Genomic DNA, 12,044 nt, shown 5'->3' with positions numbered 1-12,044 from the left:
TTAAAAACTGAAACAATATGCCTTTCGTTTTTGTCGCCAAACTCCGCCAAAAGCAGGATAACCGAGGCAAGCAAGCCTTCCGCCGCGTCGTAGAAAAAAGCGTTTTGTCCGTAGCTGTGGCTGTCACCGCCGCCGATGTTGATTATGGTTTTTGCAGTTATCTTTGCGTATTTTTCAGCCTTTGCTTTAGCTGAAAGATTTGATTTGTCTGCAAGGTACATATCCATGTATTTATTCACAAGATGCAAAATATTGTTTTCATCACTTCTGGTGGGATTTCTAAGGTCGAGCACAGAAACATTGTAGCCGTAATACTTTTTGACGATAGTTCCGTAGTTTCTTGCAACGTCGCCTTTTGTATCAGTTGAGATAAAAGACATTCCGCTTGCACAGGCAAGCTCTATGTTCGGATACAAAAAGTATGCAGTCTTGCCGACTCCTGCCGCTCCTATCATAAGAGTATGGACGTCGCCGGTATCCACAAGTGCAACAGTTTTCTTTCCAGAACCTCTGCACCCGACCACAGTTCCTTGAATAACATCTCCGTTGGAACTGTGCGGAATATTTTCTCCCTTACGCCATTTGTCAGGCTCGAATGGCAGAGAGATAAAAGTCCGCTTGACTTCTGTTTTTGTCGCCCACCGAGCTGTTCCGTGCTGTCCGTTTCCGACTTTTTTTGCCTTTATTCCGTTAAGCGACTTGTTGTCAAGCAGATTTACTACCACTAAAAAGGCAATGAAAGCTACCACAAGCAAACCTATTAAAATCAGTTGTTTTTCATTCAAATTTTCACTTCCTATCCATAGAAATATGCTTTCTTCTGTATTTAAAAGAAGAGTTAGTTTGTTATCTTCAAGGTATTGCACCATGAGGCAGACGGTATCGCATCAGCCAAACTCCATACAAGGTTCAGGTTCGCAAACGATGTCCTCAGATTCGATATGTTCTGCCACAGGTTCATACAGAGTTTTTTCAACAGATAACCTGACAGCACTATCCGCAAGCTGATACAGCAGTTTCGCAGTATTTATACACTGCTCACGGGTACGAGCTGTTTGCCTTAGATCTTTCATTACTGCCGTAACACATTCCTGCAAATTTCTTTGCTTAGCGGCTGCTTTGCCTTTATCTGTGTACGGCTTGTACTCTGCTTTGAGCTTGGCTCTGAGCTTTGCAAACATATCCTTTTCACAGCTTTTATCAATAAAAAACGCCGAGCCTGCAAGCTCGGACTATCCTTAACGAAGAAATAAATATTATGTATTACCCGTAAGCACAACATCTTACGGGCTTTGATTTCTATTTGCTCAAGACTGACGGCTGTCAATCTCAAATGTGTAGTGGATCACTATCGTATTGCCGCAGGTTCTTGAATACTTTTCCGTTTTTTCATAAACCTCTATCCTGCGTATAAACACTCTCAGCAGTTCAGGAGTAAGCTTAGGCATTTCAATGTATTCCTTAGCTTTTGCTATAAACTTCTGAATGTACTGCTCACGTAGATCCATTTCAGATATTTTGTGCGATATAGATTCGAGTTCAAGACGAAGATGCGATTGTTCCTGTTCGTAACCGCTTGCAAGAATATCATAACGTTCCGGGGTAATACGCCCTGTGACCCTGTCCTCATACAGACAGCTAATGATATTGTCAAGCTGTTTTATTCTTGCAGTGATCTGCTCTTTCTCACGCTCGGCATTTATACACAATCTCCTTGCCTCGACCTCGCCGTTCTTAGCTGCCATTGCGTAAAACTTCTCAGGATTATCTCGGGCGAAGGCTGTGGCGGCTTTGAGATTTTCAAGTACGATTTGATCTAAAACTTGTTCTCTGATATGATGACAGGTGCAGTCGGTTGTACGCTTTTGGTAGCCTCCGCATATGAAGCTGTTTTTTTCAACAGCCTTTGTCTTTGCCCTCTGAAGATACAACCGCTTACCGCAGTCGCCGCAGTAAAGGTATCCTGCATATTTATCCATTTCTCCTTGTCTATCGGGACGTTTTCTTCCGTCAAAATGCTTTTGTACTAAATCAAAGGTTTTTCTGTCAACGATAGGTTCATGGGTGTTTTCAAAAATCAGAACGTTTTCCTCATCGTTTTTAATACGTTTTTTCAGCTTGTTGGACTTGGTATAGGTTTTAAAATTCACGGTATCGCCGCAGTAGACTCTGTTTGAAAGCATCAGTCGAACGGACTTCTGATCCCAATGATACGGTTTATCCGGATTCAATCTTCCCGTCCTGCGTCCTGTTTTTCTGAATGCGTAAACGCTTGGCGACATAACTTTCTGTGCACACAATTTATCACATATCTTCATTATTCCGATTCCGTCTGCATACATTTCAAAAATTCCTTTCACTATCGGCGCTGTTTCGGGATCTGGGATCAGCTGCTTAGGATCGTCGGGATTCTTCATGTATCCATATGCTATTACCGATCCAACACGCTCACCGCGCTCGCCCTTTGCACGCTGAACCGCTCTGATCTTTTTACTTGTATCCCTTGCAAAAAGATCGTTGAAATAATTGCGTATTCCCGCATAATCGTTTGTACCGTCGGCGCTGTCTACACCGTCGTTTACGGCGATAAAACGGACGTCATACTGCGGAAAGGTAACTTCCATAAGCATACCCGTCTGCAAATATTCTCTGCCAAGTCTCGACTGGTCTTTTACAATCACCGCAGAAACATTTCCGCTTTCCACTTCAATCATCATTTCCTTGAATGCCGGACGATTAAAATTTGCTCCGGAATATCCGTCGTCAACATAGAATTTACAGTTTAAGAAACCATGGTCATTCGCATATTTTTGCAGGATGAGTTTCTGATTTTCAATAGAGACCGACTCACCGTCCCTCATATCCTCCTGTGATAAACGGCAGTATAACGCAGTAATTTTTCGATTCGAATCAGACATATTTATCCATCCTTTCATAGTCTGTAAATTTTCAAACCGAATAGGATACAGCTACAATATATCACTATCCGGCTTGAAAGTCCAGAAAATTTTTTGATAATTTTATCTGCCGTTAATAAGATAAGCGAACAGTTCCGACACTTTTTGTGGCTTGTATCCTTCATCTGCTCTGGGACTAACGGATAAGATTTTGTAAGTTACTCCATCAATCACAGTTTCGATGTGCGAGTAATCATGTCGGCGTCGGTACTGATTTGAATCTGGTTTCTCTTCTATTTCTTTGTGAATATTCTGCATAAATCACTCTCCACTTCGTTGTCTTGATTGTTGTTATTCGTGTAAACAAATCAGTTCAGTCCTTTCATATTTAAATTTTGCGGTTCGTATTCGTTACGCACCATCTTAGCCTTGCTGAAAATCAACAGCGTTCTCGTAATCGATAATTCCATTGATCTTCCGTACTTCGTTTACGCACATAGCATGTAAACTTTCTAGAGTTTCATCGTCAACATCATTGATAGCCGCAGTCATATGCGAGAGCTTTCCAAGCTCGACTGCGACCTTAAACATCAGACGGGCAAGCCGCTGTTCCGTACCTTTTATCTGCGCCTTGACCGTTTCTGTTATCATAGGGGATAGGTAGTTTACCTCCTGCTGCTGACGAAGATAGCCGATGTAAAACGTGACGGCTTTTTCAATGAACTCTGTTTTTGAAGCACAATTGTCGTCCTTGTACTCCTGCTCGATCTTTCTCATAGTTTCCGGCTGAAAATATACAGCCGTTTTTTCTTTTGCCATAATTCTACTCCTTTCTTATCACGACGTCGTTAATTATGCCGATTTCACGCACTTTTCTGACCTTTAGACCCCTGATTTCCGCTGAAAGCCGTATTTTGACTCCATGAGGCGACCGCCTAAAATATGCACAAGACCTGTGTGAAGACTGCGTATTTACGGCACATTTGCGGTCAGCTTTGCTGTCCGCTGTGAGGGTCATGGCGGCTTCAGACGCCATGACTTTAACCTGCAATGAAATATTTCACTTTCTTCGTCATGCGGCGAATCGGGAATTTGTGCATAACCAACATATCAAGTTCCCGATGTGCTTTTTAACTGATTTCAGAATTGCTCGTTTATCCCTTCGTACACCGCTTACAATCGGCGTGTGTGGCTTATACCGTCTACGGTGGTATGTTTACCCTACTGCGAGTTGGGAGGGCAAATATCGCCGTTGTGTTGCGGTTAAAATTAATTACACTTTTTTTGATTATTGAACATCTCCATTCTTATTCGCAGAAGAGAAAAGGCGGATTGTCAATCAGCGAATCAATCCGCCGATTCTATTCGTCATTCATCACCAATCAATCTTTGATAACTACATATCATTCTTTCTTCTGCTATTAATAATATTAGTTAGTATTAATCCTTAAAGGCATAGCGCTGTGACACGGAGGGTATCGCAATTATTATTTTTGTTTGCCCCACAACAGTACAGTTCCTGTCAGAAAATCTTGTCTGACTTAAGGACGTATTCCAAGCTTGGTTACGCTTCTGCTCCTCCTGAACGATCTTCGCTGTACTTCGCCGCTTGGTATCTCTCCTACGTGGGATTTTGTTGTCAAGATTCTTTTGCCTTCATACTGTAGCCGATGAAAAGATGCTTTTTATGCGTGTGTGAAAAAATTTTGTAGACTTGCACAAAATCTGAATGGATTATTTATAGAGTTCCCTCTCACTTGTATACGGAAAGGAGTCGCCGTTTTGACAACCCTTAATTCATAAAGTTTGTAGGCTTGAACAAAGTCGTAACAAATTTTTTGTAGAGTTTGCTCTCACTTGTATAGGGTAAGAAGTTGAGGTTTTACAACCATTTTGACAGCAATTCTTTAAAAGTTTGTATGATTATACAAATTCGGGGCGGACGATTTAGAGAGTTTGCATATTGGTTAGGTATCCCTATAGAAACCTTTTCCCAGTGAATCAGGGTGGTAGTTGGCTCGTTTATGAAGAGTTTTGCGTTGACAGTAACTCTGAAATGTTGACAGTAAAACTACCACTTGATTTCTACCGTCACACCTCGCAAAGCAAGGATTTTCAATGGTTTTCAGACTTTTAAAGCCAAACTGTTGACAGTAACTTCGCCCGAGGTTTTACTGTCACTACTGTCACGCTCACGGTCGTAATGAAGAATAATCAGTCTGCCGTTTCGTGTCCGCTTGTACAGAAAATCAATTCCATACTGTCTGAGCGTGTAACCGTTCTGAACCAAATCTCTTGTAACTCTGTTCGGATAGAATGTTTCATTTGAAATACTTTTCAGTGCGGTTACCAATTCTGAAGCCGTTCCTGTGAAATCAATCTTTTTCTGAATGTAAACATACAATGCGGCGAGAAAAATATTGTCTTTGCTTTTCGAAACAGTTGGCTCATCTGTGACTATCCACTTTTTCAAATCGCTATCAAACTGCAAGCTTATTTCTGCGTTTTCAATATCACGACCTACGCAGTATAGCTTTGCATTTCGACTGCCACGCTTTGTTTCTACAATAACCATGCTTTCGTCAACGCATCCGCTGATTCCTGTCGAGCCCGAAATCATATTGAACGGATCGCTGTCCGAACACTTTCTTGTGTGATGAACAACTACGATTGCAATTTCAAGCTTGTCCGCAAGATTTTTTAGAACAGATAACTCTTTGTAGTCCGAGCCATAACCGTTATCGGTTGACTCACGAATCATTTGCAGAGTGTCAATGAACACAACTTTTAAATCGCTATGCTCTTTCTTGAAATTCTTGATCTGCTCTTCAAGTCCGCTGCCTATTGATTCTGACATGATTACAAAATGCAATCGCTCTGTCGGCTCATCTGTAATTTCATAGAGACGATTTTGGATTCGTACATAGCTGTCTTCCAAACACAGATAGAGCGCAGTTCCTTGAGCCGTTTCCTGACCTAAAACTTTTTCTCCTTTCGCTATCGACAAGCACATATCAAGTGCCAGCCATGACTTTCCCACTTTTGGTGCACCTGCTAAGATGTACAGACCTTGCGCAAGCAAGCCATCTACAACAAACTCGATAGGCTTGTACACAGTTGTCATGATTTCTTCGCAGGACTTTGAGTTGAATTTCTTCAAGTTATCAAGCCTCCTCTTCTTTTTTTCTTTTTACTTCTTTCCCACAACAATACAGTTCCTGTCAGAAAGCCTTGTTTGACTTAAAGACGTATTTCCAAGCCTGGTACGCTTCTGCTCCTCCTGCACGATCTTCGCTGTACTTCGCCGCTTGGTATCTCTCCTTCGTGGAATTCAATTGTCAAGATTCCTTTTCCTCATACTGTAGCCGACTAAACAAAGTGTTTGGACAACTTCTGAAAAAAGTTTGTAGGTTTGCACAAGTTAGCTCATATGATTTCGGTTATTTTGACTACCACTGCTCTTCCGCTTGTATATGGGTAGAAGTCGCTGTTTTGATACCCCTTTATCTAAATGAATTCATAAAGTTTGTAGGGTTGAACAAAGTCGTAACGGATTATTTGTAGAGTTTGTTCTCACTTGTATAGGGTTAGAAGTTGAGGTTTTAACAACCTTTTTGGCAGAGTTTCTTTAAGATTTTGTATGATTGTCTAATAGACAGAGCAGTGATGACTTTTGTTTTTTGCATTATCACAACACGATGCGGTAGGACGTGAATCACGACCTACCGTAAAAAGTAAGGTGGTAAACATCTATGATCCGACATAGAAAAACCACTGCCGTGTTTTCCGACAGTGGTTCGAGAGAATGATTTTATTATGTTCAAAAAATGATATCTCTTGCCGTGAAGATTTACTAGGCTAAATAATTTGTCACAGCTTGCTTCTTTAAAACAGGAGCGGGGTAATCCCCTCGTACACCACAACAATCGGCGTGTGTCGCCCTTTTCCTCAGAGGATGGTATGTTTACTCTACTGCGAGTTAGGGACAAATATCTCCGTTACGCTGTGTACTTTCGAGAGCACCTTTCGTTGACAGTAACTCTGAAATTTTGACATTGAAACTCGTCTTTGATTTCTACCGTCACGCCTCACAAAGCAAAGATTTTTAAGAGTTTTTAAGCTTTTGAAGCAAGCTGATTGACCATAGAATTTTTATTGTCAGTACTATCACTCTGACGATCATAATGAAGAATAATCAGTCCGAAACCTCAAACTCATCTGAACTAAGATATGTTACTTCACTGTCCTTAAAATTATATTTCCAACTGTATGAATGTGACAATGTAGGTTTATAAATTAGCTCAAAGCAATCATCTGAACTCCAACTTATTTTCACCGAATCAGACAGATCAAAATCTCCAGTTGGTAATCCAACATATAAAATCTCATGAGCAAAAACAGAATTATCAGTGACCAGCACCTGTATTCTTTGAACAGTCATTACATAATATCTTGATATTACTATTTCATAATCACTATGGGTAAACCTTAATCGTTCCGTTTTATAGTTAAAGGGAACGTTAATTAACAAGATCAAGGATAAAAATAATGAAATAATAGCTTTACATGAGTATTTAAAAATTTTGCTTTTATTTTTGGATAAATGAAGAAAAACAGAAACTACTGATGTCAAAAACAAGACTACTGTGCAAAGCGAAACAATGAAAAATTTTGGAATGATTTTAATGCTTATATGAAACAAAAACTCAAAAATCAAATTCAAAGCAACAACTAAAATTGTTGCTATTTCTATTCTTCTTATTATTTTCATAAATTCTCACAATATATAATTTTACAGAAATTTATATTAAATAATTTCTGCTATCCGAAAAATAACGCCATGTGCAAAAGCAAATCATACATTATCCTCAAAACCATACGAAGTGATTTCATAAAAACAATGTGCTAATATTGTTGGAAATGAATATCTGCGCAGTGTTTCCTCATCAATAGTATAATTTAAAAAATCCGCATAAGGCGATGATGCTATCGAATAAATTGTTTTTGAAGATAACTCGTAGGCACTTACATCAAAATCAATTGTTGAATCATTCTCGTCAAATATTTCAAGTTTTCTAATATCATCATTTTCGTTTTGAATGTATGCCGTAATAAATATACATAGTTTTTGCCCGTTATATGTCGGATTCATATTAAGTAAATCAAAGAACAAATCTTTATAAAGATCTATATACTTATTGCCATAATGTAGCTTAATTTTTGATATAACATCTTCAGGACTTGTCTTTTTTAATATTTCATATATTCTCATTTATGTGTTTTTTCGAAAACCTCCCAAAATATCTCTCCATTTTCTGTTTTATTACCAAGTAGCCTATAGGCTCCTCCTTTTCCCATAACTTTAACCTCATACATAAATCCTTTTATGCCTTTTCCACTAAGCTTTTTTATTCCCATTGTACCTTCTTTCGTCGCTTGCTTTACCATAGATTTAAGAAATTTTTTTACAACTCCTTCATCACATTTTTCAAGCATTTCTTTTTTAGCTTTTTTCGAAATAAGTTTCCATGCATCATCTGGAGATGGCTCAAGTATACCTGCAATGAACATTATTGAATGAAATACTTTTTCATCGCTTATGCTAATAGAAGGATTATACTTGTTAACTTCGCTTAACCAATAATCTCGTTCCGCAGCACTGACATCTCCGCCTAAAAACCAGGCAAATTCATCAGACACTGCACCTGAAATTGATTTTGCAATATCTAATATTCTTCCTTTTCCAGAAGACATAATATCTCGTATTTCATCAGCCCTATTAGCAATATCTATTTTATCAGTATCAGTAACTGCTAAGTGCCATGCCAGTTCCAGTTTTAAAAGTTCGGCTTGAACAGTAGTAGAAAACTTTTCATCTGACGCTGTCCATATACCCGTGCATAAATAAGGATTACATGGTTTTGAATCATTGACATCTAATATACCATCCCCATCCGTATCCCCATTATTAGGATCGGAGCTATACTTGAAAACAACGGTAGAATACGTGATATATCCGCCGTCCGCACTGCCGACCTTAACGGTCTTTGACTTACCTCCGTCAATAGAAATCTCCTGACCGTCTAACAGATCGTCATCGTCGCAATCCGAATTTTCAGGGTCGGTATAAATAACCTGTGCATTAGAAAGAACCAGTCCCAAAACCTCAAATTCATCTGGTAGACGGTCAAAATTGAAATGATTATCTATAACGCATAATTTTTATTTTTGCCGTACAGATTTTAGTCTGTACGGCAAAAATAATAGCAATAGCTAAATATTATAGTTAAGTAGATATTGAAGAGCTTTTTCATCCGATAATATTACGGGTGTTTCGATTGTTCCAAAATTAATGTTCTCAAAAAATGCGTTTTTTAATCCCTTACAGTTATTTATTGTAATATCGTGAAATAAACAATCTGAAAAATAACTATTCTCGAAATTAACATTTTCAAACATAACAGATTCAAATTTGCGTCGGTATCAGGTTTCATATAATTGGGTTTAATGGGATTGTAGCCTGAATCAACAAGTAATCCGGACATTTCCTCAACATCTGAAAAACAATCGCTGTGCTATCTGATTTCTCCTAAGTGTTTGACAAATAGCTATTCCATTTATTCATATTACTGATTTTAGAATCTATTTTAGATAAAAAATTTGACTTTATAACTTTATCGACAGCAACATAAAAAGTTTCCGTCCTGTTGCCAATGTTATTATAATCCAGCATATATTTTTCTTGTGTATCGGTATTGAAATAGTAAATAAATTCATTACCATTTTGCTGATAAACCCATACCAAATATTCATTGGGATTTATATCATAGCAAAAATAATAACTTGGCAGATAATTGGTATAGTCCTCAAATCCAATGGCATATCTAATCAAATGCTCATTTTCATCGGATATAATCATAGTTTTATCAGGTTGCCAACCTTTATTGCTTTCAATAACTTTGATTGAAATTAAAACATTATTATCAGTTTCAATTTTTTCATTAAACAGTGTTTTTTCATTCTTACCCAAACCAACAATAATGCCTGAAATAATTACTGCAGAAATAATAATGCCGACAACTACCAATACTTTTTTCATACTAAACCTCAATTAGCTAAGTCAAAATAATAATCGCAAAATGCACTTGCAAAACCATATATCATATTTTCAGTTATTAAATTACAAGTAGATGAACTATACACGCAACCAGCAGAAAGAAAATCCATAGGAGGTCTAATATATGATGTAGCAAGTATTTTCAAATCAGATCGTTCATTTGAACCTGTAATATTATATATAAAATCAGAAAATCTTTGCTTGTTGTTCATTTTTATTAAATAATTGTTAAGCAATTCATTTAAGTCCATATTGGGATTATCTTTATACTCATAGTATAAATTAACTGCATCTGCATCAACAATTACATCACTAATTCCGTAATGCGAATTCGAACGATTACCTAAATATGTACTCATTTCCTGATATGCGGCTTCTATACTCATATTATGCGCATAGTATTGATCTTTTCCATATAAAATATCTTGATCTATCACTTGTTGTAAGTCCCCTGCCCAACCAGCCATATCATTCATTGAACCATAATAAGTAGAATAAATGGATTTAATATCATTTTTTTCAAAATAAGCATTCATAGTTGCGGCAAGATGTTTTAAATCATACTTTTCGTTCGTCAATGGATCAAAGAGTTCTTCCACAGCATTATCATCTCCAAGGAAGTAATTATATACATCAATATTGTTATCTTTAACATATGCTATAAAATTCTCATTTATATTACCAGCTGTAATGTTCCACTTTGTGCCAATGTATTTAGTGCTGCGTAAAAATTCTAATACAAGTGTTATTTCATCGTCTTTATTTCGTAAATTATTATCTGAGCAGTAATTCTGAGCATATTCACATAGTATATCCAAATATGGAACAAACGAATATACTAATGGATTTAAATCACTTGAATCTACCGTCCCATCCCCATCTGTATCCGGATCAGACGGATCCGACCACATATGATGATAGTATTTGAACGTTGAAGGATTGCCCTGTTTTCCAGGTACTTCAACCTTCGTAAGCTCAACATCGACTTCTTCATTGTCATCAAGGCCGTCATCATCCGTGTCAGCTTTCATATAATCGGTATTAACAATTTTGCAATTTGAGCTTACAATAAGACCACTCATTTCTTCAATATCTGTAAAACCGTCACCATCAGTGTCTGTTTCTCCAACAAAGGTCTTAGGACCTATTTCATTGCAGCTTTGATTTATTTCAGCAGCGGTTTTAGCAGAGTATACCTTGCCGCCTGTCAGCTGTGCATAACCTATCAATGCAGCTGTATTAAAATCACCAATACAGAAAAAGTAAATAGGTATCATGTTATTAATTGCAAGCTTAAGAAATCTACTGTCAACTGATACACTGCTGTCAGTAATAAAAATAATTTTAGAGTTATACCCCATAGCCTCATCATTGAGTATAACTGCTGCTAAACCAATTCCATAACTAGCATTAGCAGTTCTGCTGTAATAAATCGGATCCCATTTCAACGCACTTTTGACACTCGTAAAATCGGTGTTCATTCCACCAGCATTCTGGTAGGTCAAAAAGCTCATAATATCTGAATCCGACATTGAGTCTACAATATTACTAACTATAAGTTCATTTCGATTTGCGTTATTAACATTATATATATTCGAACTTTTTGATATTAATACAGTTGCATTTGGAACATGCTGGCCTTTTGATTCGTTTATTTTAGTGTAAATATCTTGCCATGCTCTATACCATTCTTTTCCGTCAACGATCATATACTTACTGAAGTGTTTAGTCTCCACACTTACAGTTGAATTTTCCTCGTCAAGAATGGTATCCAGCTCAACAAAATTGTCATTTTCTTCATCATACCATAAAAACAGCAGATTGTCAAACTCGGTATCTCCAAGTTTGGATTTATCCACCACATAAGTAAGCGTAGCCTTATCAAACTGCGAAGTCGTTTCAATCTCAAAAGGCTCTCCGACCAGCCCCACAACATCAGTGCAGAGAACATCTTTGTTCATAATGCTTTCAACAGTAGTGGCTTTCTGGAGATTGCCCGTACCCTCCATAGACACACGAACTTCGGTAAC

Annotated in this window: 9 protein-coding genes and 1 pseudogene; all 10 read right to left on the bottom strand. The window is 37.7% G+C overall.

All coding sequences use genetic code 11. The features are described 5' to 3' along the window. A partial coding sequence (locus AB5627_RS13930) for a type IV secretory system conjugative DNA transfer family protein (RefSeq protein ID WP_368369907.1) occupies positions 1 to 755 on the bottom strand: 755 nt, incomplete at its 3' end. A 132-nt stretch (positions 756 to 887) separates the two neighbouring features. Continuing rightward, positions 888 to 1,181, bottom strand: coding sequence for a hypothetical protein (locus tag AB5627_RS13925; protein WP_265291075.1), 294 nt, complete (start codon positions 1,179 to 1,181; stop codon positions 888 to 890). Between the two features lie 126 nt (positions 1,182 to 1,307). After that, the gene (locus AB5627_RS13920) at positions 1,308 to 2,918 is read right to left on the bottom strand and encodes a recombinase family protein (RefSeq protein WP_265291076.1); all 1,611 of its coding nucleotides are present in this window, start codon (positions 2,916 to 2,918) and stop codon (positions 1,308 to 1,310) included. 402 nt (positions 2,919 to 3,320) lie between these two features. Then, a complete protein-coding gene (locus AB5627_RS13915; RefSeq protein ID WP_265291077.1) occupies positions 3,321 to 3,716 on the bottom strand; it encodes a hypothetical protein in 396 nt (131 codons plus the stop codon). Positions 3,717 to 5,022: 1,306 nt separating this feature from the next. Further along, positions 5,023 to 6,057 carry a helicase RepA family protein gene (locus AB5627_RS13910; RefSeq protein WP_265291078.1) on the bottom strand — a complete coding sequence of 345 codons (1,035 nt, stop codon included), beginning with the start codon at positions 6,055 to 6,057 and terminating at the stop codon, positions 5,023 to 5,025. A gap of 1,035 nt (positions 6,058 to 7,092) precedes the next feature. After that, the gene (locus AB5627_RS13905; RefSeq protein WP_265291079.1) at positions 7,093 to 7,668 is read right to left on the bottom strand and encodes a hypothetical protein; all 576 of its coding nucleotides are present in this window, start codon (positions 7,666 to 7,668) and stop codon (positions 7,093 to 7,095) included. Positions 7,669 to 7,752: 84 nt separating this feature from the next. Continuing rightward, a complete protein-coding gene (locus AB5627_RS13900) occupies positions 7,753 to 8,169 on the bottom strand; it encodes a DUF6557 family protein (protein WP_117928388.1) in 417 nt (138 codons plus the stop codon). After that, on the bottom strand, positions 8,166 to 9,059 hold the full coding sequence (locus AB5627_RS13895; protein ID WP_265291080.1) for a hypothetical protein: 894 nt from the start codon (positions 9,057 to 9,059) through the stop codon (positions 8,166 to 8,168). The genes AB5627_RS13900 and AB5627_RS13895 overlap by 4 nt, the downstream gene beginning before the upstream one ends. A 427-nt stretch (positions 9,060 to 9,486) precedes the next feature. Next, positions 9,487 to 9,996: a hypothetical protein gene (locus AB5627_RS13890; protein ID WP_022287857.1), complete on the bottom strand. Its 510-nt coding sequence runs from the start codon at positions 9,994 to 9,996 to the stop codon at positions 9,487 to 9,489. Positions 9,997 to 10,004: 8 nt separating this feature from the next. Then, positions 10,005 to 12,044, bottom strand: a pseudogene (locus AB5627_RS13885) (hypothetical protein); the annotation flags it as partial.

The organism is Ruminococcus sp. RTP21198st1_G1_RTP21198_201120, assembly GCF_040924265.1.
Classification (GTDB): Bacteria; Bacillota; Clostridia; order Oscillospirales; family Ruminococcaceae; genus Hominimerdicola; species Hominimerdicola aceti.
Note: the sequence above shows the minus strand (reverse complement) of the source record. Positions and strands in the feature narration are given on the sequence as shown.

Excerpts from the sequence above, each read along its gene's own strand:
- AB5627_RS13915 (WP_265291077.1), bottom strand. The coding sequence starts at position 3,716 with ATGGCAAAAGAAAAAACGGCTGTATATTTTCAGCCGGAAACTATGAGA.
- AB5627_RS13925 (WP_265291075.1), bottom strand. The coding sequence starts at position 1,181 with ATGTTTGCAAAGCTCAGAGCCAAGCTCAAAGCAGAGTACAAGCCGTAC.
- AB5627_RS13920 (WP_265291076.1), bottom strand. The coding sequence starts at position 2,918 with ATGTCTGATTCGAATCGAAAAATTACTGCGTTATACTGCCGTTTATCA.
- AB5627_RS13905 (WP_265291079.1), bottom strand. The coding sequence starts at position 7,668 with ATGAAAATAATAAGAAGAATAGAAATAGCAACAATTTTAGTTGTTGCT.
- AB5627_RS13890 (WP_022287857.1), bottom strand. The coding sequence starts at position 9,996 with ATGAAAAAAGTATTGGTAGTTGTCGGCATTATTATTTCTGCAGTAATT.
- AB5627_RS13900 (WP_117928388.1), bottom strand. The coding sequence starts at position 8,169 with ATGAGAATATATGAAATATTAAAAAAGACAAGTCCTGAAGATGTTATA.